26 protein-coding genes are annotated in these 26,154 nt (G+C 38.1%); 19 read left to right on the forward strand and 7 right to left on the reverse strand.

Annotated elements, in window-relative coordinates:
• Positions 1–89: 89 nt before the first annotated feature.
• The 5 genes from dltD to EEJ45_RS00870 are packed head-to-tail and all read right to left on the reverse strand — an operon-like array spanning position 90 to position 4,330.
• Positions 90–1,268, reverse strand: a complete 1,179-nt coding sequence (gene dltD, locus EEJ45_RS00850) for a D-alanyl-lipoteichoic acid biosynthesis protein DltD (RefSeq protein WP_124562890.1) — start codon at positions 1,266–1,268, stop codon at positions 90–92.
• Positions 1,265–1,504 carry a D-alanine--poly(phosphoribitol) ligase subunit DltC gene (dltC, locus tag EEJ45_RS00855; RefSeq protein WP_124562891.1) on the reverse strand — a complete coding sequence of 80 codons (240 nt, stop codon included), beginning with the start codon at positions 1,502–1,504 and terminating at the stop codon, positions 1,265–1,267. Before dltC ends, dltD begins: the two co-directional genes overlap by 4 nt.
• A gap of 28 nt (positions 1,505–1,532) precedes the next feature.
• Positions 1,533–2,681 (reverse strand): D-alanyl-lipoteichoic acid biosynthesis protein DltB, encoded by a 1,149-nt coding sequence (gene dltB, locus EEJ45_RS00860; RefSeq protein WP_124562892.1) that lies wholly within the window; start codon positions 2,679–2,681, stop codon positions 1,533–1,535.
• Positions 2,678–4,171 (reverse strand): D-alanine--poly(phosphoribitol) ligase subunit DltA, encoded by a 1,494-nt coding sequence (gene dltA, locus EEJ45_RS00865; RefSeq protein ID WP_124562893.1) that lies wholly within the window; start codon positions 4,169–4,171, stop codon positions 2,678–2,680. Before dltA ends, dltB begins: the two co-directional genes overlap by 4 nt.
• Positions 4,172–4,183: 12 nt before the next feature.
• Positions 4,184–4,330, reverse strand: a complete 147-nt coding sequence (locus tag EEJ45_RS00870) for a teichoic acid D-Ala incorporation-associated protein DltX (RefSeq protein WP_124562894.1) — start codon at positions 4,328–4,330, stop codon at positions 4,184–4,186.
• Between the two features lie 259 nt (positions 4,331–4,589).
• On the opposite strand from EEJ45_RS00870, the gene EEJ45_RS00875 reads away from it, so the two are divergent.
• The gene (locus tag EEJ45_RS00875; RefSeq protein ID WP_124562895.1) at positions 4,590–5,753 is read left to right on the forward strand and encodes a M20 family metallopeptidase; all 1,164 of its coding nucleotides are present in this window, start codon (positions 4,590–4,592) and stop codon (positions 5,751–5,753) included.
• A 181-nt stretch (positions 5,754–5,934) separates the two neighbouring features.
• Here the strand turns inward: EEJ45_RS00875 and EEJ45_RS00880 are convergent, their stop codons facing one another.
• Entirely contained in the window at positions 5,935–6,102 is a 168-nt protein-coding gene (locus tag EEJ45_RS00880) for a 2-isopropylmalate synthase (RefSeq protein ID WP_124562896.1), read from the reverse strand.
• Between the two features lie 617 nt (positions 6,103–6,719).
• The gene (locus EEJ45_RS00885) at positions 6,720–7,106 is read right to left on the reverse strand and encodes a DUF350 domain-containing protein (protein WP_187695343.1); all 387 of its coding nucleotides are present in this window, start codon (positions 7,104–7,106) and stop codon (positions 6,720–6,722) included.
• A 336-nt stretch (positions 7,107–7,442) separates the two neighbouring features.
• On the opposite strand from EEJ45_RS00885, the gene EEJ45_RS00890 reads away from it, so the two are divergent.
• From EEJ45_RS00890 to EEJ45_RS00975, 18 genes are all read left to right on the forward strand, one after another.
• On the forward strand, positions 7,443–8,453 hold the full coding sequence (locus EEJ45_RS00890; protein ID WP_124562898.1) for a LacI family DNA-binding transcriptional regulator: 1,011 nt from the start codon (positions 7,443–7,445) through the stop codon (positions 8,451–8,453).
• Positions 8,454–8,469: 16 nt separating this feature from the next.
• Positions 8,470–9,180, forward strand: a complete 711-nt coding sequence (locus tag EEJ45_RS00895; RefSeq protein WP_124562899.1) for a ThuA domain-containing protein — start codon at positions 8,470–8,472, stop codon at positions 9,178–9,180.
• 19 nt (positions 9,181–9,199) lie between these two features.
• The gene (locus EEJ45_RS00900; RefSeq protein WP_124562900.1) at positions 9,200–10,222 is read left to right on the forward strand and encodes a Gfo/Idh/MocA family protein; all 1,023 of its coding nucleotides are present in this window, start codon (positions 9,200–9,202) and stop codon (positions 10,220–10,222) included.
• Entirely contained in the window at positions 10,219–11,235 is a 1,017-nt protein-coding gene (locus EEJ45_RS00905; protein WP_187695339.1) for a Gfo/Idh/MocA family protein, read from the forward strand. Before EEJ45_RS00900 ends, EEJ45_RS00905 begins: the two co-directional genes overlap by 4 nt.
• Positions 11,236–11,249: 14 nt before the next feature.
• Positions 11,250–12,218: a sugar phosphate isomerase/epimerase family protein gene (locus EEJ45_RS00910; RefSeq protein WP_124562901.1), complete on the forward strand. Its 969-nt coding sequence runs from the start codon at positions 11,250–11,252 to the stop codon at positions 12,216–12,218.
• A gap of 306 nt (positions 12,219–12,524) precedes the next feature.
• Entirely contained in the window at positions 12,525–13,223 is a 699-nt protein-coding gene (locus EEJ45_RS00915; protein WP_124562902.1) for a YveK family protein, read from the forward strand.
• A complete protein-coding gene (locus tag EEJ45_RS00920; protein WP_124562903.1) occupies positions 13,213–13,836 on the forward strand; it encodes a CpsD/CapB family tyrosine-protein kinase in 624 nt (207 codons plus the stop codon). Before EEJ45_RS00915 ends, EEJ45_RS00920 begins: the two co-directional genes overlap by 11 nt.
• 332 nt (positions 13,837–14,168) lie before the next feature.
• Entirely contained in the window at positions 14,169–15,983 is a 1,815-nt protein-coding gene (locus EEJ45_RS00925; protein ID WP_124562904.1) for a polysaccharide biosynthesis protein, read from the forward strand.
• A 38-nt stretch (positions 15,984–16,021) separates the two neighbouring features.
• Complete coding sequence (locus EEJ45_RS00930) at positions 16,022–17,182, forward strand: glycosyltransferase family 4 protein (protein ID WP_124562905.1); 1,161 nt, start codon at positions 16,022–16,024, stop codon at positions 17,180–17,182.
• A 13-nt stretch (positions 17,183–17,195) separates the two neighbouring features.
• The gene (locus tag EEJ45_RS00935; protein WP_245999790.1) at positions 17,196–18,212 is read left to right on the forward strand and encodes a glycosyltransferase; all 1,017 of its coding nucleotides are present in this window, start codon (positions 17,196–17,198) and stop codon (positions 18,210–18,212) included.
• 11 nt (positions 18,213–18,223) lie between these two features.
• Positions 18,224–19,327, forward strand: coding sequence for a glycosyltransferase family 1 protein (locus tag EEJ45_RS00940; protein ID WP_124562907.1), 1,104 nt, complete (start codon positions 18,224–18,226; stop codon positions 19,325–19,327).
• 22 nt (positions 19,328–19,349) lie between these two features.
• Entirely contained in the window at positions 19,350–20,252 is a 903-nt protein-coding gene (locus tag EEJ45_RS00945; protein WP_124562908.1) for a glycosyltransferase family 2 protein, read from the forward strand.
• 25 nt (positions 20,253–20,277) lie between these two features.
• On the forward strand, positions 20,278–21,345 hold the full coding sequence (locus tag EEJ45_RS00950) for an EpsG family protein (protein ID WP_124562909.1): 1,068 nt from the start codon (positions 20,278–20,280) through the stop codon (positions 21,343–21,345).
• A 27-nt stretch (positions 21,346–21,372) separates the two neighbouring features.
• A complete protein-coding gene (locus tag EEJ45_RS00955) occupies positions 21,373–22,101 on the forward strand; it encodes a glycosyltransferase family 32 protein (protein ID WP_124562910.1) in 729 nt (242 codons plus the stop codon).
• A complete protein-coding gene (locus EEJ45_RS00960) occupies positions 22,101–22,712 on the forward strand; it encodes an acyltransferase (RefSeq protein ID WP_245999792.1) in 612 nt (203 codons plus the stop codon). The genes EEJ45_RS00955 and EEJ45_RS00960 overlap by 1 nt, the downstream gene beginning before the upstream one ends.
• A 13-nt stretch (positions 22,713–22,725) precedes the next feature.
• Complete coding sequence (locus EEJ45_RS00965) at positions 22,726–23,925, forward strand: glycosyltransferase (protein ID WP_124562911.1); 1,200 nt, start codon at positions 22,726–22,728, stop codon at positions 23,923–23,925.
• A 28-nt stretch (positions 23,926–23,953) separates the two neighbouring features.
• A complete protein-coding gene (locus EEJ45_RS00970; RefSeq protein ID WP_124562912.1) occupies positions 23,954–24,976 on the forward strand; it encodes a glycosyltransferase family 2 protein in 1,023 nt (340 codons plus the stop codon).
• A 16-nt stretch (positions 24,977–24,992) separates the two neighbouring features.
• Positions 24,993–26,153: a polysaccharide pyruvyl transferase family protein gene (locus tag EEJ45_RS00975; protein ID WP_124562913.1), complete on the forward strand. Its 1,161-nt coding sequence runs from the start codon at positions 24,993–24,995 to the stop codon at positions 26,151–26,153.
• Position 26,154: the final 1 nt, after the last annotated feature.

The raw sequence follows: 26,154 nt of genomic DNA on the forward strand, positions 1-26,154 counted from the left end.
GTGGGGATAAGAGAAGAAGCACAAAGTGAAGTGGAAATGCATATAAAAGGATAAGTTATATAAAAAAGCTTGAGGCAAGCGCCTCAAGCTTAGTTTGTTATGTGATGGAACTGTTTTAATGATTCATTCATATAAACCCAGCCTTTCCAGCCGATGTGAATGGTATCCTTCATGAAATATGTGTCGTATTCATGAGCAGAAAAGTCAGCGACTGGGAAACCATCTTTTTCTATAAAGTGACGAATCTTTTGATAATAGACGTAGCGGCGTTCTTTTGGAAACTCTGCATAGTCATACCAAGGACCGTTTACCGGAATGGAAACGAACAACGCCTTGGTGTTATTTTGTTTCAGTAAATCTAAAATCATTTGCAAATCCTCATACTCAGGTGATTTGTCATATGATTCCATTGCTTTATAGCCTTTGAGCTCGGAAAGCTTTGGTGCAACTTTATGATGATAGTATTTGTCCACAATACCAAACGTATTAGAACGTGATTCTCGAGCACCCGTTTGCTCCGCATGAGCAGATAGTTGTTCGAGTGATAAACCTTTTAAGGAAGCATCTGTATTTGGCTTTCGCTTCTTACCGTTTGTTAATGTAGTTACGATATCTTTACGCTCTAGCACGTTTTTATACGTGTAGGCGAATGGCTTCATAACACCGGCTTTACATGTGCGAATAAAATCATCATGGACCAAACCCTCAAGCATGGTAGTCAGCAATTTGTCTTGTCTGACAACTTCAAACTTAAGAAGACGTTTCGCCGCCTTTTTTTTCATTTTTGGTGTTAAATTACTGTTGAAAACAAAGTCATATGCCTGTAATGTCGAGAAGTTAGGTGAAAAGTGTGCATCGTCTAATCCCTCTTTAATAAACCATTGAGGAGACAAGATAAACACGATGCGTTGGTTTTTTATTTCATTTGATGTTGCTGCCAAACTTAAAAAATGCACAAGAGACTGTGTACCACCACGTCCAATCAGATAAGGCGTAAAGCCTTCCGGATTGATTTTAAAATAGTTGGAAGGGTGGTATATGTCCAGTCGTGATAATTCAGATGAACCGTATAACGGTAAGTATTTGTGGTCTTGTAACATTTTCTTTTGTATCGCGGTTCCTTGAAACATATCTGTATCCAAAGAGGTTGCTGCTTGTTCCACTTTATCATCACTAATTAAAGGGAATAAGTACTGTACAGGCATAAACAGTAGTATGCCAAACAGAGCTAGTGCTAAAAGAAAAGGACCGAATTTCGGGTGTTTCATTTCATGTCAGCCAACTTTTGAACAATCATGTTCGGTGTTGCCCATTCATCGCGGTCAAAGTCAGAGATGGATACTTCAATGTTCAAACGCTCTTGAATTTCTACAAGCAATGTTACTGTTCCAAATGAATCAAGAATCCCTTCTTCAAATAAAAGAATATCTGGATTTTCTTTGACGATGTCGTTTTCGCATACTTCTTCTAATAAGTCCAATACTTGCTCTTTAAATTGTGTCATGATAGATAGTCTCCTTTTAGATCAATTGTTATAAAAGTCGTCCTGAGAAAATCAAGAAACCGAACGCCACAAAGTGAAAGGTAATAATAATAGAAACAACAGACATCCACTTGTGCTGTGGCCAAAATTTATGCTGCTTGTTTTTCCGTTCAAACCAATCAAACAGAACAAACAATAAAGCATGATATAAGCCGTATACGACATAATGTAGCTGTAAACCGTGCCAAATGCCCATAAGAAAGAAATTTAGGAAAAATCCAATATTGGATACAACATAGCGATTTTTAATAATTTTCTTCTTGGTCATAAAGAACACAAAGCGCATATAGACATAATCACGGAACCAGAATGATAGGCTCATATGCCAGCGATTCCAAAAGTCTTTAATATTCCGGCTCAAAAATGGCTTATTAAAGTTTTCGGGTGTTTTAATCCCCATTAAATAGCTTACACCGATAGCAAATGCGCTATATCCAGCAAAGTCAAAAAACAAGTACAAGCTGTAGCCATACATATAAGTAATTTGTGGAATAAGACTGTCGCCTTTTACTACATCCGTTAGTAAAATGTATTGATTAATTAAGTAACCAATAATGAACTTATACAAAAATCCTTGGAAAATTCTGTTGATGCCCGTATACAAAAATTCGCGATATTCTTCTTTAGACGGTATCTGGGCAATATCTTTTTGAAAACGGCGGTATCGATCAATTGGACCAGATGTAATCGTCGGGAAGAACAATAAAAAGCGTAAGAAGTCATACAAGGATACTTCTTTGATTTGTCCATCTCGAATTTCCATAATCATTTGCACGGCTTTGAATGTTAAATAGGAAATTCCTAAAAATCCAATTGCGCTAATGTCCGATAAAAACGGAATTACTTTCACAAGCACGAGCGGCAAAATCGACAGAATAACAGCACCATAAAACCTACGCGTTATATTATTTTGCTTACGAAGTTGTAAATACCCCTTCACAAGACTGGTTTGCCATATGGTAAATGCAATAAGAGAAAGAGCCTGCACTGGCTTACCACCAAAAATAATTGCCAATATCACAATCGTTACAATGGAGTTATACGTTCGTAAAGAATGACCTCGCAGTCCCGCGATGATAGAGGGCGCTAAAAGCAACGCCACAATGACAAAGAAGTAAAAGGTTGCGTAAGGTGTCATGCCGTAACCTCACTCATCAGCTTCTTGCGGTCTGCTTTTCCATTCGGTGTCATAGGAATAGATGACTGATACATAAATTTTCTTGGGATCATATAACTCGGAAGCAGAGAAGCTACCTCTTTTTTGATGGCGGAAGTAAGCTGAAACTCTTTTGCAAATGTATGATCTTCCGGTACAATGACTGCTAACAAGTGGTCGTACTTGCCATCTTTTTGAATGGGTAAAACCACAACGGATTTCACATAGCTGCTGCTGCGCAGATGATGTTCGATTTCTTCAAGTTCCATACGATAACCGTGTAGCTTGATTTGGAAATCCAAACGACCATTGTAAAATAATAGGTCATCCATCATATAACCTGCATCACCTGTTTTATATGCACGTTCACCATTTATGATAGTAAAGGATTTTTCTGTTAACTCTGGGCTACCAAGATAGCCAGTGCTCACACTTGGTCCCACAATCACAATTTCACCTTTTTCGCCTTCAGCTGCAATCGTACCATCTTCCTTTGTAATCAAAATACGGCAATCTGATTTACAACGACCCACAGGCAATGATTGATACTGATCAAGAATTTCTTTTGTCACTTCAATTTTTGTTACGGCAACAGTTGCTTCCGTTGGTCCGTATGTGTTCATAATGCGTGCGTTTGGAAAGCGCTCAGATAAATGACGCGCCACATTATTGGATAAAACTTCTCCGCAGAACAAAAATGTTCTCAAAGAAGGAAGCATTTCTGTGTTGAAAGATGGCTCCATTAAACACATTTCCGCAAAGGAAGGGGTTGATGTCCACACTTCCGTTCCTGATGCGGCTAACGAAGCAAATAATTCTTTTGGTTTCGCAATCATATCTTTATCGATTGCCCAAATTGTACCTCCTGTTACTAATGAAGGATATAAATCCATAACAGATAAGTCAAATGAGAACGGTGCTTGGTTTAAAAATACCTTCCCGGTACCAAGATCAAAATCAGATGTCATCCAATCCGTGAAGCTTGTTAAGCAACTATGTGTAATTTGTACGCCTTTGGGGTTTCCTGTGCTTCCGGACGTATAAATAATATAGAAGTTTTTATCATTTTCTTGTTTTATAGGTGCAGGTTTATCCGTCATAAATAAAGCTTTTAAAGCATCGCCTGCTTTCACAGTAAGCGGTAAGTCTGGTGCATCAGAAGCAGCAAGCATCAGCTTTGCACCAGAACTTTGCGCAATGCGAAGAACACGTTCTGTTGGAATGGATGTATCAACTGGAATATATGCATGACCCGCTTTGACGCACGCTAGAAAGGATACAATCATTTCAGGTTGCATATGACCATATACCATAATAGGGGCATCATCACTGTACTGTGCCGCGATCCAATGCGCAAGTGAATCGGAGTATGCTTTCAGCTCTCCATATGTTAATGTGCGGTCACGCCATATAAATGCGAGTGTATCAGGTTGTGTGACAGCCCATTGATCAATTTTTTTTAGTAAACTCATATTTTATCCCACCTAAAACTCGTTATAAATAAAGGTACTTGTATTTGTGTCGGTAAACCCGTATAACCACAGAAGTCCAAGTAAAATGCTGAAGTAATACAGTGTTTTACAAACCCATTGTGTAGCAGGCTTGTTCCATAGCGCTTTTACTGCTTTCATATGTTCCTCCTGTCTTACCTTTCTGGTACATAAAACAAAAAATCCCATGATTTGGATAAAAGGGAAGAGGTGTTCTTTTCTGATAGTAGCATTAATATGACAAAAAGAAAATCCTTTCTGTAACATTTTTGTAGTTGACATTTACAGGATGTAATAGAAAGGAGAAAAGGAAAGAAATCCAGAAAATAGTATAGTACATGTATGAATAAAAGTATATGGATCATGGAGATTTTACAATTTCAACACAATTTAGAAGGAGATGATAACAATAGAACAATCCATTCGTACAGAACGGCTAGTTAAGTGGCGCCGTTTTATGCATGCCAATCCAGAACTATCTTTTCAAGAAGTAAACACATCGCAATTTGTTTATGACACCCTACTTTCATTTGAGGGGCTAGAAGTTTCTAGACCTACTCAATATAGTGTGATGGCTGTACTTAGAGGCGCAAAGTCGGGAAAAACAATCGGACTTCGTGCTGATATGGATGCTCTTCCTATTCAAGAGGAAAATGAAACACCGTATAAATCTAGTGTGCCCGGTGTTATGCATGCATGCGGACATGATGGTCATACGGCTATTTTATTAGAAACAGCCTGTGTGCTATCACAACATAAAGATGAAGTTGCGGGAGAAATTCGTTTTTTCTTTCAACATGCTGAGGAGCAATTTCCAGGTGGTGGAGAAGAAATGGTAGAAGCAGGTGTGATGGAAGGCGTAGATGCGGTAATTGGTCTTCATCTTATGTCTGGACTACCTACGGGTAAAATTGGAATTGCATATGGACCGATGATGGCAGCACCTGATGTATTTGAAATCGTAATTCAAGGCAAGGGGGGACATGCAGCGCATCCGCAAGAGACAGTCGATCCTATAGTAATAGGGGCGCAAATCATTTCTAATTTACAACACATCGTTTCTAGAAATACGGATGCCTTTAAGCAACGTGTAGTGTCAGTGACGCAGTTCAATGCAGGAACAGCTGATAACATTATACCCGATACAGCTTTTTTATTGGGAACGGTGCGTTGTTTTGATGAGGAATTGCGCAAGGATGCAAAGCGCCGTATTGAACAGATGATACAAGGAATCACGGCTGCCCACGGAGCAACGTATACATATGATTATCGCTACGGTTATAGACCAGTGATTAACGAAGAAACCATCACAAAAGTAGTAGAACAAAGCGCCCTGGAGTTGTTTGGAAAAGAGGATGTGACATATGTATCTCCTTCAATGGGCGGAGAGGATTTTTCCGCGTTTTTACAAAAAGCAAAGGGATGCTTCTTTAAACTTGGTTCAGGTAATCCAGAAAAGGGCACAAATTACCCACATCATCACCCGCGTTTTGATATTGATGAAGATGCGCTCCCACTTGGTGTCCAAATGTTTCTGCGCGTTGTAAAAAATCTGAATTCGTAAAAGAAGACTCTGGTTACCAGAGTCTTTTTCGCATAGAAACATAAAAAGGACGGCTACAAGAGTAGCCGCCAAAACCGGACTGGAGAGGGTTGAAAAAACTATGTCCACTAGTAATGATATGCTTGGCTACTAGAAAAGCTTGTACATTTGCCTTATCTTCAAAAAATAGGCGCGCTTAAGTTCATTGTAAATAAGAAATAAGTAGAACAATAAAAATGATGCCAAACACAACAGCCCCCATTAATAATGGAGATAGACGAGGGGATTCTTCCTTTCTAATATCCTGCCGATAACCGGGTGAAATTTCTGCTGCATATTCTTCTTGATGAGATTTATCAGTATGGTCCATTGGGTTTGCTCCTTTTTGCTTAGCATCGGCTAATGAGAAAACTTTTATACATTTCGCCGAAAAATAATGTATCTTAATCTCTCTATGAAAAATATAGGAGAAAGAAGGAAAAGATTATTTTTCAGAGAATTACAAATAATAGAAATAGGCGATGTAAAAAGAGTGCATGAAATGAGAAGTACGAGGTGAGCGTTCTTGCCGTAATAAAAAAGCTGTACAATGAAGTGTGATGATTTAGAAGCCAACACGTATATATCAGTATTAGGGACTATATCAAACAAAACCGAGATAATGAAATATACTCGGTTCGGATGTCAGTACAAGCAAGGGGAGATGAAAATATGAATATAGAAGAAAAAGTGAAAAGGCTAGAAAAGAGAATTGCCCACTTGGAATCATCTCAGCTGTACCAATATAGAAGATCTAATACAAAAAAAGTAACTTTAGTTACGATATATATCGTAGTCAGTTTGTTTTTACTGTACTGTGTAATCGGTATCTTGTCTAATCATAACATAAATTTCGGTACGTTTTTTCCTGAATCCCATCATTATCAGCAACCAATGGAGTAAATAAAAGCATTGTCTCAAAAGAGGACAATGCTTTTATCAAGTCATTTAATAAGTTAAGCATTGTGCAAGCACCCAACCGATAGACAGGGATAGTAATAGCACCATAATCCCCACAGCTTTGTTGTCAGCTTCAATGGCATCTTTAATGCTAAAGCGAATTGTAACGAGTTCGGCTAAGTAGAAAAAGACGATTTGCGCTACAATGCCGATAACACCCCATAGCAACATATCCGTAATGGAAACAGAGTTAGCAATAGCTGAACCAAGAACAAATGCCAAACCAAGGAGTTTACCCCCAAGTGACATCGCAGCTGCTTGATTCCCTTCACCAATAAGTTTAAATTCTTTTGTTGTTGTGGTAATTTCAAACATCAGTAAACCAACAAATAACATCGCAATGCCAATACCTGCATAAGAGAGAAAATTTAAAATTAGTTCCATAGTATGTAAGAACTCCTTTCTAGATTTACTACTATCATAGCATAGTAGATGGAAGAAAAAGAATATTTTTCATAATTTCAGTATATGCCTCTTGATATGTAAATATATGAAGGTTGTTCGTAAAAGAAGTGCCTCTTTAGAGGAATTAGATAAGTGTATGTACTAATGATGAGAGTGCAACTAAATGAACAATATAAATTTGGGAGTGTCTTCACTTTTCTTATCCTGCAGCATGCAGTAATAGAAAGCAGACATATCTTGACATATGATTGCGCTTTCATTTATAATATAAATTGCATTTAAGTTAACCGTTTAACCGGAGGTTTTATGAAGAAAAAAGTTACAATTCGAGATGTTGCGAAGCATGCCGGCGTTTCCGTAGCCAGTGTTTCATATGTCGTGAATGGTATTCAAAAGGTATCTGAGGAAACAAAGGAGCGTGTACAACAGGCCATTGCAGAGCTTGGATATCAGCCCAATTTTGCTGCCGTCAGTTTATCAAAAAACAGATCGTATATGATTGGTGTGGTTATGCCGCTTATCGAAGATACACTCGCTCCCATTTTTAAAGAGAATTCATATTATAGTGAGTTTATTAGTGGTATTGAATATGTCGCTCGCAAAAATGGATATGACTTTTTAATTACGGGTGTGAATAAAGCGGAAGAGTGTAAAAACTGGATTGCTAAACGCAATCTTGACGGTATTATCTTTCTCGGTATGTTTCCGGAGCATTTACATGAAGAAATGAAAGCGTTATCTATCCCTATTCTGCTTATCGATGCGTATGAGGAATATGCTGATCATTTTCATACCATTCGTATCGCTGATGAAGAGGGGGGATTTTTAGCGGGGCAGCACTTGTTGCAAAAAGGGCATACCAAAATTGCTTATGTAGCTCATAGTGAAAATAGCCCTGTTGATGCAAGACGTTATATTGGTTACCAACGAGCACTGTATCGTGGAAACGTAAAAGAAGCCCTTCATTTAACGGCAAAATACAGTACTTTTAAAGAAGGATATAAAATAGGTGAGAAACTTAGTTCTTCCGATGTCACAGCTGTATTTGCTTCTTCTGACCTGGTGGCGCTCGGAATTATGAAAGCGCTACAAGATAGGGGGAAGAAAGTGCCGACAGACATTGCGGTTGTGGGGTTTGATGATTTGACGGTAAGCAGTTATACATCACCTGAACTCTCAACCGTTCGGCAGGATGTATTTCATAAAGGGTCGCTCTCAGCTCAAACATTAATTGATGTCATCACAGATCGCCCGCAAGAGACAAAGCATATTGAATTGCCGGTTGAACTCGTTGTTAGAGAATCATCAAATACATAGAAAGCAAGGTGCTTATATGCGTGTAACAGTATGGAATGAAAATCGACATGAACAAAAAAATCCGCTTGTAGCAGAAATATATCCACAAGGAATTCATACAACTATTGCGTCATTCTTACAAGAAGCGGGTATGCAAGTAGGGACAGCAACACTTGATGAGCCAGAACACGGCTTGACAGATGAGGTACTTGTAGCTACAGACGTACTCGTATGGTGGGGACATATCGCGCACGAAGAGGTGTCTGATGAGATTGTAAAAAAAGTCCAGCAACGTGTACTAGATGGTATGGGATTGATTGTTCTTCACTCTGGTCACTTCTCAAAAATCTTTAAAGAATTAATGGGAACAAGTTGTGATTTGAAATGGCGCGAAGCTGGTGAAAAAGAGCGTCTGTGGGTGCTTGACCCGTCTCATCCAATTGCTGATGGAATTGGTGAATACATTGAGCTTGAACAGGAAGAGATGTACGGTGAGCATTTTGATATCCCAGTGCCTGACGAACTAGTATTTATGAGCTGGTTCCAAGGCGGCGAGGTATTCCGCAGCGGCTGTACGTATAAGCGCGGCAACGGGAAAATCTTTTACTTCCGTCCTGGTCACGAAACATATCCAACATATCACAACAAAGAGATTCAGCGCGTCATTACAAATGGTGTAAAATGGGCGGCACCAACAGAACGTAATCGACCTGTTTACGGAAATGCAAAACCGCTTGAAAAGCTGTAAAACATATAAGGGGGAAGTTATGATGAAATTAAAAGTGGGAGTTATTGGATGTGGTAGCATCGCACAGCATCGCCATCTACCGGAATACGCAGCAAATGAGCAAGTAGAGTTAGTAGCAGTCTGTGATATTGTATCAGAGCGAGCTGAAGAAATTGCGACAAAGTATGGTGTACAAGCGTACACAAATTATGAAGATCTGTTTGCACACGTAGATGCAGTGAGCGTTTGTACACCAAACTACTTACATGCATCAATCACCATCGCGGCACTGCGTGCAGGGGTACATGTATTATGTGAAAAACCAATGGCAACATCGAAGGAAGAGGCACAGGCCATGATTGCTGCAGCAAAAGAGAGCGGGAAAAAGCTTATGATTGCGCACAATCAACGTTTTGTCGCTTCTCATGAAAAAGCGCGTCAGCTGATTCAAAACGGAGAAGTCGGTAAAATTTATAGCTTCCGCACAGCATTTGGTCATCCGGGACCTGAGGGATGGAGCGTAGATGGTAAAGAGAGCTGGTTCTTCCAAAAGGAAAAAGCATTTCTCGGTGCAATGGGAGACCTTGGTGTTCATAAAACAGATTTACTGCGTTATGTACTCGGTGAGGAATTTACAGAGGTTGGTGCCTTTGTAGAAACAACAGCAAAAGAATTTGCTGATGTTGATGACACAGCAGTATGTGTATTAAAAACGGAGAGTGGAATCATTGGTACCCTTGCGGCAAGCTGGTCATACCGCCGCGAAGATAACTCTACTATTATTTATGGTGAAAAAGCACTGCTTCGCATAGAAGATGACAGTACGTATGGCTTGATTGTACAGTATGCGACGGGTGAAACGGTCAAATATGAGCTTGGCAAAATTCAAACAAATGAGTCTGGTGGACAGCGAAACTCTCTTGTTATTGAAAAGTTTGTTGGCGCGATTCTCAACGATGAAGAGCCGGCTATTTCTGGCGAAGAGGGTATGAAATCGTTAGCAGTTATTCTAGCTGCACTGGAGTCAAATGAAACAAAACAAATTGTGAAGGTGACAGTATGATTCGAGTTGGTATCATCGGGGTGGGTGGTATTGCCAAAGGGCGCCACATCCCAGCTTTTTTACAGCTGTCTGACTTGTGTCAAGTGAAGGCGCTGAGCGATGTGAATATGGTACAAGCAAAAGAAGCGGCAGCACAATTTAACATTCCACACGTATTTGAGAATTACCAGGATATGTTTACGGAAGTTGATGCAGTATGTATTTGTACGCCGAATAAATTTCACGCGGAAATTTCCATTGCTGCGCTGGAAGCTGGTGTGCATGTATTATGTGAAAAGCCGATGGCATTGTCTGCGGCAGAGTGTGAAGCGATGCTTGCTGCCTCTAAAAAAAGCGGTAAAGTACTTGCCATTGCATATCATTACCGCTTCATGAAAGAATTGCAGGCTGCGAAAAAGCTTATGCAAGAAGGAGAAATCGGTACACCGCTTGTGGCGCGGGTACAAGCGCTTCGCTACCGCAAAGTACCCGGTTGGGGCGTGTTTACTAACAAAGCGTTGCAGGGCGGAGGTAGCTTAATTGATTATGGCTGTCATCTTTTGGACAGCGCTATTTGGTTAATGGGTAATCCAAAGCATGTGACGGTAAATGGGTGCACTTATAATGTACTCAGCAAAACGCCAGGACAGGTGAATCAATGGGGTTCATTCAATCATGAAACGTTTGATGTAGATGATCACGTAACAGCGTACATTACATTTGAAAATGGCGCCTCGTTATTGCTCGAGACCTCATGGGCGGCGAATATTAAGCAAGATACGGAGCACATTAGTATTTCAGGCACGGCGGGCGGTCTCAACGTATTTCCGTTTGAATGGTACGGTGCTAAGCACGGTATGCTGTTTAACAGCGAAGCGGCGTGGATTCCAGGAGAAGAAGATCCAAGCATACCGCAGGCGGCTAACTTTTTAGCAGCTTGCATGGGAAAAGCTGAGCTTGTTGTAAAACCGGAAGAAGCATTACAGGTTTCGCAAATTATTGATGCTATTTATGAAAGTGCAGGACAATTGTAAAGGGGGAGAATCATTTGAAATTGGGAGTGTTCACGGTACTATTTGCCGATAAATCATTTACAGATATGCTGGATACGGTGCAAGCAGCAGGATTACAGGCGGTTGAAATTGGCACGGGCTGCTATCCGGGTAGTGCACATTGCGACCTTGATGGATTGCTTGCAAGTGAAGAGGCGCGCAAAGCATACATGCATGAAATTGACAAACGCGGTTTAACTATTAGTGCGTTCAGCTGTCACGGTAATCCGATTTCACCAGACACAGATTTTGCCCAAGTATCGCATGAAACGCTACTAAAAACAATTGAGTTAGCTTCTTTGCTACAAGTGCCGGTGGTGAACTGCTTCTCAGGAACAGCAGGCGACCATGAAGGCGCTAAGCACCCGAACTGGCCGGTAACGGCTTGGCCAAACGAATACAATGATGTACTTCGCTGGCAGTGGGAAGAAAAACTAATACCGTATTGGAAAGAAGTAGGTGCATTTGCGAAGAAGCGTAACGTAAAAATTGGTTTAGAACTGCACGGCGGCTTTTTAGTGCATACACCCTATACCCTTCTTAAGCTTCGTGAAGCAACATGCGACGCAATTGGTGCTAACCTTGACCCAAGTCACTTATGGTGGCAAGGCATTGACCCAGTAGCTGCTATTAAAATTTTAGCAAAAGAAGGCGCCATTCATCATTTTCATGCAAAGGACACTTATATCGATCAGGACAATGTCAATATGTATGGTTTAACGGATATGCAGCCGTACGGCAGTGTGCAAACACGCGCATGGACATTCCGCTCTGTCGGTTGCGGTCATAGTCTACAAGAATGGTCTGATATGATGAGCATGCTGCGCACATATGGCTATGACTATGTTGTGAGTATTGAACATGAGGACCCAATCATGTCGATTGAAGAAGGTTTTAAGCGAGCGGTAACAAATCTGTCAGCGGTTTTAATTAAAGAACAACCTTCTCAAATGTGGTGGGTGTAGAAGACGCAAATGCGTCTTCTTTGTTTTATATGAAAATTGTATCTTTTTAAGAACGGTATAAGAACAGAGTATGATAGGAAACGTGTAAAAATCATATAATCTATCAATTATCACATCGAAATTGTATATGTTTTTTCTGATAATTTATATTGACCTGTTCACTATAAAGAACTAAAATGATATAGTACATGAATATATTATGGTTATTGAAATCAGTTCCGCCTTCAACCATAACATGACCGACCGGGAATATACACGGAGATGCTGGTGGTTTGTACGTACAAAAAATAATAAACGGAGGGAACCATGGAAAAAGAGATTAATTTAAAAAGCCTGTTCAACGTTATTAAAAGAAGAATAATGGTTGTTGCCGTGTTTACTCTATTGGCAGGACTGGTCGGTACTATATATACATTCTACCTAAAAACACCATTGTACGCTTCTTCAGCACGAATTCTAATTCAGGCTACACCTGAAGCAATGAATACATTACGCGTTATTATTAAAGAACCGGTTGTGATGCAGCGTGTTGCACAAGAACTTAACTTGCCACAATCACTAGGTGCGTTAAGTGGGCAAATTAGTACAGAAAATCTACAAGGATCCCAAATTGTTATCATTACCGCAGTTGATCCAATTGCTGCTAGAGCAGTGGATATCGTGAATGCTACAGCCACGATTTACAAAGAAGAAGTTGCGCGCATTATGAACTTTAGCGGTGTACAAATTCTTGCCGAGGCTGAAATGTCTCCTTATCCGATGCCTATTAACCAAAATCATGTATCTACCATTATCATGGCTCTGTTAGTGGGTTGTGTACTTAGCATTGGTTTAGTATTCTTGTTAGATTCCTTTGATGATACAATTAAATCTGAGCGAGATGTTGAGAAGCTACTGGGTGTTCCTGTATTGGGAAGTGTGTCTAAAAACACTCGTCAAAACACGTCTGATAAGTACAGCAAAAAGCACCTTGAAGCACTGAGGGGGGAATCCATTGGTTCATAATAAAAAGCCTGTGTCGTATACGGCGCCAAATTCTAAGGTTTCTGAGCAGTATCGTTTAGTTCGAACAAATTTACAATTCTCTGCAGAAGAAGAAAAAACCATTATTATTACATCACCTAGTTATGGGGAAGGAAAAACAACAGTAGCTGCCAACATTGCAGTTTCAATGGCACAGCAGGGAGAAAATGTGCTGCTGATTGATGCTGATTTAAGAAAACCGGAACTACATATCATCTTTGCTGCAGATAACAGTACAGGATTAACGAGCATTCTAGCAGGAAAAGCAAAGTACGAAGCAACGCTACAAGAAACTGAGATTGCGGGATTGCATATATTAACAGCAGGTCCGTATGTTCACAATCCAGCAGAACATTTGAGTATGCCAACAATGAAACAACTGATTGATATGGTACGTAAACAATATGATTTTATATTATTTGATACACCCCCTATTTTAGAGGTAACCGATACAAATGTATTGGCAAATCAATGCGATGGTGTTGTACTGGTTATAAAAAGCAATCATACAGATGCAGAAGCCGCTAAAGAAGCGCAGCGTATCTTAGGATTCGCCAACAGTAAACTTTTAGGTGCTGTACTGAATCATAAGTAATACATATAGCTTGAACCACAAGTCTATGTTCTTTTTTAAGAACATAGACTTGTGTAAGCTAAAAAATCATTTTTATGATAAGAGTATTCCGTTATTAAAAATCTATAGTTTATATTAGAGAAATATGTACTGTTTTATAAGGTGATGTCTCCTAACCTTTAGCAATGGAGGCACTCGGTTATGCTGTGGGCTGTTGCCTTAGACGTTCATCGTCGAGAGTGTGGCGTGAGGAAGGGTTCGATGCCCTGTATTTTATAAAGTTTTTGCCTGGAACACCTTGAAACAGGGTGCTGCAGGCAAAAACTTTATTATATTTCAGGAAGGAGTTCTTTATGACGTACAAACAAAGAATGACTGCGCTGATTACCATGGATTCGGCAATCGTTATGGGGACTATTTTTTTCGGTCATTTTCTGGTAAACGCAAGTTTGCAAGTCATTACGATGCCTATTGTAATTAGTGCCATTACATTGCTGATGAGTCATCATGTATATGCACTCAGGTACAAGTTGTACAAAAAAGCATGGGAATATGCCAGTGTTGGTGAGTTATTAGGTATTTTTAAAGCTGTTACTTTGTCTATTTTCACAACAGCCGTTATGCAACGAGTTTTTATACATGAAACACATTTTCGCCTGCTCATTATTACTTGGATGATACACATTATGCTTATCGGCGGGTCTCGCTTTATATGGCGTATGTACCGAGATACTTACATGAATCAGGGAACGAGTGCAAAGCGTACGTTAATTATCGGTGCCGGTGCGGCTGGGACGATGATTGCAAGACAACTCCATCAAAAAGATGCCACACTTTATCCTGTAGCCTTTATTGATGATAATCCGAAAAAACATGGACTGGACATTTTAGGTATACCAGTCGTGGGCGGGGTCGGTTCTATTGCTATGGCAGTAGAACATTTTGATATTGAGCACATTGTAATTGCTATTCCTTCTCTTCAAAAAAGAGAATTGAATGTCATCTTCAAAGAATGCTGCAAAACAAATGCGAAAACACAAATCCTTCCGATGCTAGAAGATCTTGTAACAGGTAAAGTGTCCGTGAATGAATTTCGTGATGTGCAAGTAGAGGATCTATTAGGTCGTGATCCAATTGAACTTGATATGCAAAGCATATCTGCATCAGTTACAGGAAAAACAGTTTTGGTAACGGGTGCAGGAGGATCAATTGGCTCTGAAATATGTAGGCAAATTTCAACGTTTATGCCGAAGCAACTTGTTTTGCTTGGACACGGTGAAAATAGTATTTACTCTATTGAAATGGAATTAAAGGAACGGTACAAAAACAGTGATATCGTGTTCATCACAGAAATTGCAGACATTCAAGATGATAAGAAGATGATAGATGTCATGAGTAAACACCAACCGCATGTTGTGTATCATGCAGCTGCACATAAGCATGTACCATTGATGGAACGAAACCCCGAGGAAGCCATTAAGAATAATGTAATTGGAACAACAAATGTTGCTAAAGCGGCGAGTTGGTGCGGTGTAGAAACGTTCGTTATGATTTCAAGCGATAAAGCAGTCAATCCCACTAGCGTTATGGGGGCGACGAAACGGTTGGCGGAAATGATAATTCAGCATCTTGATAAAACAAGCTCCACTAGGTTTGTTGCTGTTCGATTTGGAAATGTGCTTGGAAGTCGTGGGAGTGTGATCCCATTATTTAAAAAGCAAATTCAAAATGGTGGCCCCATCACTGTTACCCATCCTGACATGGAACGCTATTTCATGACCATTCCTGAGGCATCAAGACTTGTGATTCAAGCGGGAGCATTAGCCAAGGGTGGAGAGATCTTTGTGCTGGATATGGGCGATCCTGTAAAAATTGTAGATTTAGCAAAAAATCTAATTAAATTATCCGGTCACTCTTTAGAAGATATTGAGATTCAATATAGTGGCATTAGACCTGGAGAAAAATTGTATGAAGAACTTTTACAAACCGATGAGGTGCACGAGCAACAAATTCATCCAAAAATTTATATAGGAAAAACGTCAAATCTTTATATTGATGAAATCCATCACATTGTTCATTCCTATCATACGTTGTCTCAAGAGCAAATTCGTGAACAAGTACTTTTACTAGCAAATAAACGCGAGCATAAAATGTCTGTTATGGGATAAAAATCAGAAAGACCTAATATATAAACAGGGTGATGAAAATGCCAAATAAAATACTATTTTGTGCGACTGTAGATTTTCACTTTAAAGCATTTCATTTGCCGTATATGAGATGGTTTCAAGAGCGCGGTTGGGAAGTACATGTCGCTGCAGCAGGAGACATGGAGTTACCATATACGGACAAGCGGTATTATCTATCAATTCAACGTTCACCATTTCATTTGGCAAACATAAAAGCATATCGTGAAATACATCAAGTGATACATACAAACGAATTTCAAATCATTCATGCACATACACCAATGGGCGGTATGTTGGCGAGGTTAGCGGCAAGACACACGCGTAAATTTGGAACTAATGTGTTTTATACAGCACACGGCTTTCACTTTTGTAAAGGGGCGCCTTTTTGGCATTGGCTATTATATTATCCGATTGAAAAGATACTCTCTCACTATACGGATTGTTTAATTACCATTAATCAGGAAGATTATGTTTTAGCACAACGCTTACATGCTTCCAAAGTGGTACATGTACATGGCGTAGGGGTTGATACAACAAGGTTTCAACCAGCTGATTCTGTAAGGAAACTTGCTTTGCGTGAAAAACTTGGCTATCAAGAGAGAGACTTTCTATTATTTTATGCGGCTGAATTCAATCGTAATAAAAATCAACAACTCCTTATACAAGTACTGGCGCATATAAAAAACGATGTGCCGCATATACGTCTGTTACTAGCGGGTATCGGACCACTGCAGGAACAATGTCGACAACTAGCGAGGAAACTAGGGGTAGAGGAGAATGTAGACTTCCTTGGCTATCGTAACGACTTGGATCAAGTGCTACCAGCTTGCGATATTGCAGTTGCGTCCAGCCTTCGAGAAGGGTTACCCGTCAATATCATGGAAGCGATGGCATGCGGATTGCCTGTAGTGGCAACTGCGAATCGGGGGCATTTGGAGCTTGTTCATGATGGAGTGAATGGATATATTGTAAGTGAAGAAAATGTAAGGAAATTCGCAACAAATATTTATAAGCTTAGTCAATCTACAGAGCTAGTAAATGAAATGGGGAAACAAAATCAGCAAATCATCATGAAATATGCTATTTCATCCGTCAAGCGCGAACTATGTGATATTTACGATCAGTTTAATACGGAGGGAAGAAATGGAACCGAAAGTAAGTATTATCGTGCCTATTTATAATATGGAGAAATTCTTGAGTAGATGCATGGACAGTCTCTTAAATCAGACATTACAAGATATTGAAATTATTGCAGTAAATGACGGATCAGTTGATGGAAGTTTATCACTTTTACAACACTATGCTGCACTTGATACACGTATAAAAGTGATAGATAAAGAGAATGGTGGTGTTTCTTCAGCTAGAAACACTGGACTACAAGTAGCACGAGCACCGTACATTGGATTTGTTGATCCCGATGATTGGATAGACGATACTATGTACGAAACATTATATCGTGAAGCGATTACACACCATGCTGATATTGTGATGTGCACATATGTACGTGAATTCGAAACACATTCGAAAGTCAAAGATTTTCGGTTACCTTCTCCTGTGATTTACCAAGGGAATGAAGTAAAACAGCATGTTGTGAGGAGATTGATTGGACCTATACATCAAGAAATAGGACAACCTGACATGATAGATGCCTGGGGAACTATTTGGAATAAGTTGTATCGAGCAAACTGCATTAAGAACGGAAGGGTTTTATTTACTGATTTGCAAATTATAGGAACTAATGAAGACACGTTATTCAACTTACAAGTAAGTTGTAATGCCGAAACATTTGTTTTCATTAATACTCCGTTTTATCATTATTGGAAAGGAAATGAGACATCTGTCACAAGTGGCTACAAGCCAAAGTTGATTGAGCGTTGGTTTGTACTGTTTGATAAGATGGAAGATATTTTAAAATCTCATAACATGGAAGAAAAGTATTATCAAGCATTAGACAATCGTATTAGTTTAAACGTTTTAGGATTGGGGTTAAATACAATAAGTAAAACAAATAACGCCACAGCCTTAAAGAAACTATTAGAAGTTAGGGCCATCTTACGAAATTCTCGTATTCAGCGTTCGTTTAAACAATTGGATACAAGCTATCTTCCTATCATTTGGAAGTTTTTTTATGGATGCGCGAAATACAGACTCTCCGTAGTCTTTTACACCATGTTAATTACGATTGAATGGCTCAGAATAAGAGTACGATAGGAGTGAGACAATTGAAGCCAATTCGAATTCTCCAAGTGGTAACCGTGATGAACCGCGGTGGATTGGAGACGATGCTAATGAATTACTATCGAAAAGTAGATCGTAGAAAAATTCAATTTGATTTTATGGTTCATCGTTCGGAAGAGGGGCATTACGATAGAGAAATTACAAGTCTTGGCGGAAGAATTTATCGTATGCCTGCTATCAAACCTGGTAATTATCGTAAATATTTTCGAATGTTAGCTGAATTTTTTAAAGAGCATACCGAGTATGAAATTGTACATGCTCATAACAATGAGAATAGTAGTTTTGTGTTACGAGCAGCAAAGCGTGCCGGTGTTAAGTGTCGTATTGCTCATAGTCATTTGAGTGATCTTGGGTTTGATATCAAGCTTCCGTTTCGTTTATATGCAAGAATGGTAATGAAAGGCGCACCAAATCAATATTTCGCCTGTTCAGAACGTGCCGGTACATGGTTGTTTGGGAAACATGTGTCCCATATTCAAGTACTAAATAATGCCGTTGATGTAGCACAATTTAGTTATAATCCATTAAAAAGAGAAGAGATTCGCTCAGAATTACAAGCAGAAGAAAAGTTTGTAATTGGCCATGTGGGAAGATTCAATCGACAGAAGAATCATGAATTTTTAATTGATATTTTTGCTGCTATACATAAAAAAAATGAAAATGTGTTACTTGTGTTGATTGGAGACGGAGAGTTACGCCCCTCTATACAGGAGAAGGTACGGAATTTGGGTCTAGAAGAACATGTCAGGTTTTTAGGTGTACGAGAAGATATTGCAAATCTTTTACAAGGGTTTGATTTATTTCTGTTTCCTTCACTATTTGAGGGATTACCGGTTGTTTTAGTGGAAGCACAGGCAGCGGGATTGCCTTGCGTGGTTTCAAATAATATTACAACAGAAAGTAATGTAACCGGGATTGTACAATTCAAAAGTTTAAAAGAGAGTGCTGATAAATGGGCGCAACATATTTTATCGATGCCTGTACATCGTTTTGAGACGGCTCGTACTTTGAAAGAGACAGGATATGATACAACGACCATGTCTCAATGGCTCTCAGACTATTATGTAAGTCATTACAGTTCACGTTAAACTTACATGGAGGAATGAATATATGAAGCCAACATTAACTGTTTTTACACCTGCATTTAATCGAGCTTATACATTACACCTATGCTACGAAAGTTTGAAGCGTCAGACAAGTAAGGATTTTATATGGCTAATTATAGATGATGGTTCTACGGACAATACAAAGGGTGTAGTACAAAAGTGGATAGATGAAAATCATATTCCTATTGTATATCATTACCAGGAAAATCAAGGCATGCATGGTGCACATAATACAGCTTATCAACTAATAGATACAGAGTTAAATGTCTGTATAGACTCCGATGACTACATGCCAGATGATGCGGTTGAAAAAATTGTTTATTTTTGGGGAAGTAATAAGAGTGACAGGTACGCAGGAATTGTAGGTTTAGATGCAACGCCTGATGGAAGAATTATAGGTACAAAATTACCCGATCAAATAAAGGCTTTTACTTTGTCGGGACTATATAGCATTCATGGGGTTAAGGGCGACAAAAAACTCGTCTACAGGTCGGATATTACAAAGCAAATACCACCGTATCCCGTATTTGAAAACGAAAAATACTGTCCGCTTAGTTACAAATATATTTTAATTGACCAGCAATATACTTTATTACTGATGAATGAAGTACTGTGTCATGTAGAATATTTAGAAGATGGATCTAGCATGAATATTATTAATCAATATAAAAAGAATCCACGTGGCTTTTCCTTTTTTCGAAAAGTGGCTATGCAGTATGCACCGACCTGGAAAGATAGATTACGAGAATGTGCGCACTATGTCTCTAGTAGTTTAATTAGTAAAAATTATCGCTTTTTATTAGAATCGCCTTGTAAAGTATGTACAGTACTAGCAACACCTATTGGTTTATTATTATACATATATATTCAAAATACAAGTCGAAAAACGGTTATGAAAAAGGCGTAATAAAGTAAGAAGGGAGGTTTTTATATTGACAATGCTTTGGTTAAATTTAATAGTTGTATTCGTGTTTGCCTCCCTAGCCAGGTACTTTTCTGCACCAGCACTTGTAGGTCACAATGTTGTTAAACCAAACATTCTACTTTCATTATTTGCCTTGTCTTCATTAGTATTGGTGTCCGGTTTACGAAATAACATTGGTGATACTTTTTTTTATATGCATACATATGAACATACAGAGTTTACATGGGAACATATCATAGCAAATAAAGATATGGGGTTTGGTTTGTTGCAAATGTTGTTGCAACAAATATCTAAAGATTCACAAATTCTTCTTTTTACTACAGCTTTAATTACAAATGTTTTAATTGTTATGACGTTGTATAAGTATTCTAGAATGCTGGAGCTTAGTCTATACGTGTATATTACTAGCGGATTGTTTACAGTTTCTATGAACGGTATAAGACAGTTTTTAGCAGCAGCTATTATTTTTGCTGCAACAAAGTACCTATTGAGCGGTAATTGGAAGAAATACATTTTAGTGATACTGTTTGCTTCTACAATTCATCAGAGTGCACTAGTTTTAATACCCATTTACTTTATTGTTCGTACGAAAGCATGGACTAAGATGACATTTCTTTTGTTATCGGTTGCTTTGCTAATTGTAATAGGATTTAATCAATTTTCTGATTTGTTTTTTTCTTTAATAGGAGATACGCAATATGGGGAATACGGCAACTTTAATGAAGGCGGCGCTAACATTGTCAGGGTGATGGTAGATGCAGTCCCATTATTTATTGCTTTCTTAGGAAGAGAAAGGTTAAGAGAGTTGTTTTCTAAAAGTGATTATATTGTAAATATGGCTCTTATAGGATTTATGTTCATGATTGTCGCAACTCAAAACTGGATTTTCGCTAGGTTTACAATTTACTTTGGACTTTATCAATTAATCTTAGTATCCTGGGTTGTCAAACTGTTTGCATCAAATAATCAACGATTGGTCTACTACAGCATATTATTATTTTATTTTTTATATCACTTTTTTGAGCAAGTAATTGCATTACGAATGGTTTATAAGAGTGATTTTTTCTCATTGTAGTAGAACATAAATCTTGGAGGGGCAGCAATGGATAATAACAAGATTCCAAAAGTGATACATTACTGTTGGTTTGGTCGCGGTGACAAACCTGAAATAGTAAAAAAGTGCATAGCCTCATGGAAGTCTGTTTTACAAGATTATAAAATTATGGAATGGAATGAAGATAACTTTGATATAACGTGTAACTCATATGTGCAACAAGCGTATGAATGCCGGAAATTTGCATTTGTAAGTGATTATGTGAGAGTTCATGCGTTATATGAGTATGGCGGAATTTATCTTGATACGGATGTAGAGGTATTTCGGCCATTCGATCGATTTTTGATGCATGATTCCTTTTGGGGATTTGAGCAAGCAAATTATATTGCGACAAGCACGATTGGTGCGGCAAAAGGAAATGTTCTTATTAAAAGATTTTTAGATTCATATACTAGTAAAATGTTCTTAAAAGAGGATGGAAGTCATGATGAACTTACTAATGTAGCTATTGTGAGTGACATCTTAAAAAAACAGGGGTTACGATTGGATGGAACATACCAAGAAATAGAAAAAATCGGTGTTTTTTATCCTCAGACATTCTTTTCGCCTTATGATTACATCAATTGTCGAACACTTATGACAGAAGACACATGTGCAATGCATCATTTCTATAAGAGTTGGTTACCCTTTACAGTTCGAATCAAGGGGAATATGAAGAAGGTGCTGGCAAAATGCATAGGTGGGGACAATATCGCTAAACTAAGGGAGCGATTGTAATGATTATACAAAAAGTACTATGTACGTTAAATAACGAGAGGAAAAATAGAGGATTATATTTTGCGTTATTAATGAATATATCATATCTTGTTGCAGCAATGCGGGGTGCTTTTTTTAAACTCTTATATTTTAAAAATATAAAAGCTTCCATATTCTTTTTGCAAACAAATAGTAAGTTAGAGATATTTAATAAACATTCGAGCATTACAATTGGTAAGTTTGTGTTTATGAGAAAAAACATTAGCATTCGTATGGACGGTGAAGGAATATTAGAGATAGGAGACAAAACCTTTATTAATGACAATTGTAATATTAACTGCATTCATAAGGTTTCAATTGGCGCATATACGAAAATAGCACCTAATGTCTCAATTAATGATCACGACCACAATTATAAAGGTTTTGCAGAGGAACATTTATTAAAAGGTGAAGTGAAAATAGGTAATCATGTGTGGATTGGTTCTAATGTTGTTATTTTAAGAGATACAGTTATCGGTGATCACGCAGTAATAGCTGCAGGAAGTGTAGTAAAGGGCAATGTGCCAGCTCACACACTCTTCGTTAATAAGCGGGAAAATATATATATTAATTATGCTGAAAAGAGTAGCTAATAAGGGAGATGCAATGAAGAAAAGAATTCTAATTACCATGTATGATATGGAAATTGGCGGCGCAGAACGAAGTCTTATTAATATGTTACATACGTTTGATTATGAACAGTATCACGTTGATTTGTTTATTTGTCATCATGTTGGAGAATTTATAAAATTGATTCCAGCACAAGTCAATGTATTGCCAGAGGTTGAGGCATACACGACATTTCGAAAGTCTATTAAGCAAAGTATTCAGGATGGTTATTTGATTATACCTGCTATTAGAGTAATCAGTAAGTTGATAGGTAATAAGATAGCACACAAATACGGGTTTCATGAGGGATCGGGCTATGTTGAAATGCAGCTGGTATCAAAATATGCGATGAGGGTTCTCCCGTACTTTCAAAAAGAATACGATGTTGCAATTAGTTATGCTTGGCCCCATGATATTGTAGCAAGTAAAGTACAGGCGAAAAAGAAAATTGCTTGGATTCATACCGATTACAGCACTTTAGAAGTACAACGTACTATTGACTTGGAAATGTGGTCAAAGTTTGATTGTATTGTTGCGGTTTCGGAAGAATGTAAAAATGCTTTTTTAACTGCGTACCCTGAGCTAATAGAACAGGTAATGGTGATAGAGAATATTACCTCTCCTCAATTTATAAAGGATATGTCCTGTGAGGACGTTGAGCTACCGCTGCAAAAGAATGGGGAATTTTATTTAGTATCTGTTGGGAGGCTTTCTCATGCTAAGGGATTTGATAACGCTATTCAAGCACTGAGATTGCTTCATAATAAAGGTTATACGAATATCAAATGGTATGTTGTTGGCTATGGTGGTGAAGAAAAAGCATTACGTCAATTGATTCATGGTACTAACTTAGAGAATTCTTTTGTTCTTCTTGGGAAGCAATTAAATCCATATCCATACATACAAGTATGTGATCTTTACGTCCAGCCATCTAGATATGAAGGAAAAGCTGTAACTGTAACAGAAGCAAAAATATTAGGAAAGCCGATTCTGATTACAAACTATCCTACGGCTAAAAGTCAGCTGAATCATCTATTAGAAGGAATGATATGTGAGGGTAATGTAGAGGCGCTTGCTGAAGCAATTGAAAGTCTATATTTACAAAGTGAGCTACGTGAGAAGCTAAGTCAGTATGTGAAGAGTAGAGATTATAGTAATAGCTATGAATTAGATAAGCTGTATGACATGATTAATTAATCATTTTTGATAAGTAGGGAGGTGCAACATGGTTAAAGTAAGTGTCATTATACCTGTTTATAATTCTGCTACATATCTCAATGAATGTATCGAGTCGTTACTACAGCAAACCTTATATGATTGTGAATTCATATTCGTCAATGATGGTTCACAGGACAACAGCAAAGAAATTATTGAGAGCTATCAAGCACTTGATGCTCGAATCATTTTGTTAAACCAAGAGAATCAAGGGGTAAGTGTTGCACGAAACAACGGAATGAACGTAGCTACTGGGGAATATATTGGGTTTGTTGATGCTGATGATTATGTAAAGAAGGATATGTTTGCAAAACTATACAAGCAGGCAAAGTATTGTGATTGTGATTCTGTTTTGTCGGACTTTGAGAGCAAAATAGAAGGTCGTACAGTCATTACAACGTACCCATTTCAACAGGAAAAATGTCTTGACGCGAGTGTTATAAAGAAGGAAATTCTCCCCTATTTATTGCAGTATGAAGATTTAAATCAAGTCTGGAATAAACTCTATAAACGTAATGTTATTGAAGAGTATAAAATATGTTTTCCAGTCGGAATTGATTTAGGTGAAGATGGAATGTTTAATCTTCGTTTCTTTAGTAAGGCTAAATCATTAATATATGTACAAAAGTCTTACTATTACTATCGTGAAGTACAAGGAAGTGCCACAAGGAATATTAGTCAAAAAGATTATTTTAAAAATGCTTTAGAAGTATATTTACATAATCATGATAATGTTATAGTAGGCGAGGATAAGAGAGTAGAGGAGTTAAAGGCTAATAAATTAATTAGGAGTGTAATATCTTATACACATATATACTTTACGCCAACAAAAGATATGAGTTTTTTGAGACGATATTCATACGTTTCAAAGATGATTAATAACGAAGAAGTTATAAAAGCACTTGTTATATATAACAGACATGAGAGTAAACAATCCTCTAAATATGAGCAGTTATTGTTGCAAATGATACGAAAGAAACTTGTACTAGGTTTATATGTTCTTACAGCCTATAGTAGATATAGAAATAAATAGATCCGGAGGAAAAGTTATGAAAATTGTAATGTTCATGCATGGCGGAAGTGAAAATAGAGGTTGTGAAGCGATAGTGCGTTCATCAACGGATTTATTGAAAAAGGAAATTGAAGATGTAAAAGTACATCTAATATCAGATAAGCCAGAAACTGATAAATTGTTGAAGCAATTAGATGGCATCCATGATGGTGCTGCTCAGCCACTGCAAGAATATTCTGTGCCATGGTTTATTTCTTCATTCATGGTAAAATTATTTAAAGATGAGTCTTACGCGCTAAGCAAAATTCATGGGAAAGTTATTGAATCAATTAAAGACATGGATATCTGTCTATCAATTGGTGGAGATAATTACTGTTATGGAGAGCAACCTGGCTGGTATGAGGTGAATAAAAGGGCAAAATCTTTAGGGAAAAAGCTAGTTTTATGGGGTTGTTCTATCGGAGAAGAGGACATGTCTGAACGCAAGTTAAAAGATTTAAAGAACTTTGATTTAATCTTAGCCAGAGAAACATTGACACGTGATATGCTCATTAATAAAGGTATTACTAATGTGCAACTTTGCGCGGATGTAGCTTTTACAATGGAAAAGGAAGAACTACCTTTACCCAATGGCTGGCAGGAAGGAAATACAATTGGTTTAAACTTTAGTCCTTTAGTATACAAAAAAAATCAAGGTTCTCAACAAGCGGTAAGAGAGTTGATGCAACACATTTTAGATACAACTGAGGCAACAATTGCGCTTACACCGCATGTAATACAAGAAGGTAATAATGATTATGAAGTACTGCAAGCATATTATCAGGAATTTAAGCATACCAACAGAGTCATTTTGTTACCGGATAACTTGAATGCCATTCAATATAAGGGTTATATCGCAAGAATGCGATTTTTTATTGGTGCCAGAACACATGCAACAATTGCTGCTTACTCAAACTATGTTCCAACGATGGTGCTTGGGTACAGTGTGAAATCTAAAGGAATTGCCAAAGATATCTTTGGAGAAGAAAAGCTAGTTCTCAATATTGAACAAATCTCCAATGGTGCTCTGTTAAAAGCAAAGTTTGATGAGATGGTAAGGGAGGAAGAGGAGCTCACGCAAACACTTATGCAAAGTATCCCGCATATTAAAAAAATGTCGTATAAAGCGGTAGAGTATTTACAAGAGCTGGCGAACTAGA

Origin of the sequence: Ectobacillus antri, from assembly GCF_003852715.1 — a bacterium.
Taxonomy (GTDB): Bacteria; Bacillota; Bacilli; order Bacillales; family Bacillaceae_G; genus Ectobacillus; species Ectobacillus antri.

Excerpts from the sequence above, each read along its gene's own strand:
- dltD (WP_124562890.1), bottom strand. The coding sequence starts at position 1,268 with ATGAAACACCCGAAATTCGGTCCTTTTCTTTTAGCACTAGCTCTGTTT.
- dltC (WP_124562891.1), bottom strand. The coding sequence starts at position 1,504 with ATGACACAATTTAAAGAGCAAGTATTGGACTTATTAGAAGAAGTATGC.
- dltB (WP_124562892.1), bottom strand. The coding sequence starts at position 2,681 with ATGACACCTTACGCAACCTTTTACTTCTTTGTCATTGTGGCGTTGCTT.
- dltA (WP_124562893.1), bottom strand. The coding sequence starts at position 4,171 with ATGAGTTTACTAAAAAAAATTGATCAATGGGCTGTCACACAACCTGAT.
- EEJ45_RS00870 (WP_124562894.1), bottom strand. The coding sequence starts at position 4,330 with ATGAAAGCAGTAAAAGCGCTATGGAACAAGCCTGCTACACAATGGGTT.
- EEJ45_RS00875 (WP_124562895.1), top strand. The coding sequence starts at position 4,590 with ATGATAACAATAGAACAATCCATTCGTACAGAACGGCTAGTTAAGTGG.
- EEJ45_RS00880 (WP_124562896.1), bottom strand. The coding sequence starts at position 6,102 with ATGGACCATACTGATAAATCTCATCAAGAAGAATATGCAGCAGAAATT.
- EEJ45_RS00890 (WP_124562898.1), top strand. The coding sequence starts at position 7,443 with ATGAAGAAAAAAGTTACAATTCGAGATGTTGCGAAGCATGCCGGCGTT.
- EEJ45_RS00895 (WP_124562899.1), top strand. The coding sequence starts at position 8,470 with ATGCGTGTAACAGTATGGAATGAAAATCGACATGAACAAAAAAATCCG.
- EEJ45_RS00900 (WP_124562900.1), top strand. The coding sequence starts at position 9,200 with ATGATGAAATTAAAAGTGGGAGTTATTGGATGTGGTAGCATCGCACAG.
- EEJ45_RS00905 (WP_187695339.1), top strand. The coding sequence starts at position 10,219 with ATGATTCGAGTTGGTATCATCGGGGTGGGTGGTATTGCCAAAGGGCGC.
- EEJ45_RS00915 (WP_124562902.1), top strand. The coding sequence starts at position 12,525 with ATGGAAAAAGAGATTAATTTAAAAAGCCTGTTCAACGTTATTAAAAGA.
- EEJ45_RS00925 (WP_124562904.1), top strand. The coding sequence starts at position 14,169 with ATGACGTACAAACAAAGAATGACTGCGCTGATTACCATGGATTCGGCA.
- EEJ45_RS00930 (WP_124562905.1), top strand. The coding sequence starts at position 16,022 with ATGCCAAATAAAATACTATTTTGTGCGACTGTAGATTTTCACTTTAAA.
- EEJ45_RS00945 (WP_124562908.1), top strand. The coding sequence starts at position 19,350 with ATGAAGCCAACATTAACTGTTTTTACACCTGCATTTAATCGAGCTTAT.
- EEJ45_RS00955 (WP_124562910.1), top strand. The coding sequence starts at position 21,373 with ATGGATAATAACAAGATTCCAAAAGTGATACATTACTGTTGGTTTGGT.
- EEJ45_RS00960 (WP_245999792.1), top strand. The coding sequence starts at position 22,101 with ATGATTATACAAAAAGTACTATGTACGTTAAATAACGAGAGGAAAAAT.
- EEJ45_RS00965 (WP_124562911.1), top strand. The coding sequence starts at position 22,726 with ATGAAGAAAAGAATTCTAATTACCATGTATGATATGGAAATTGGCGGC.
- EEJ45_RS00970 (WP_124562912.1), top strand. The coding sequence starts at position 23,954 with ATGGTTAAAGTAAGTGTCATTATACCTGTTTATAATTCTGCTACATAT.
- EEJ45_RS00975 (WP_124562913.1), top strand. The coding sequence starts at position 24,993 with ATGAAAATTGTAATGTTCATGCATGGCGGAAGTGAAAATAGAGGTTGT.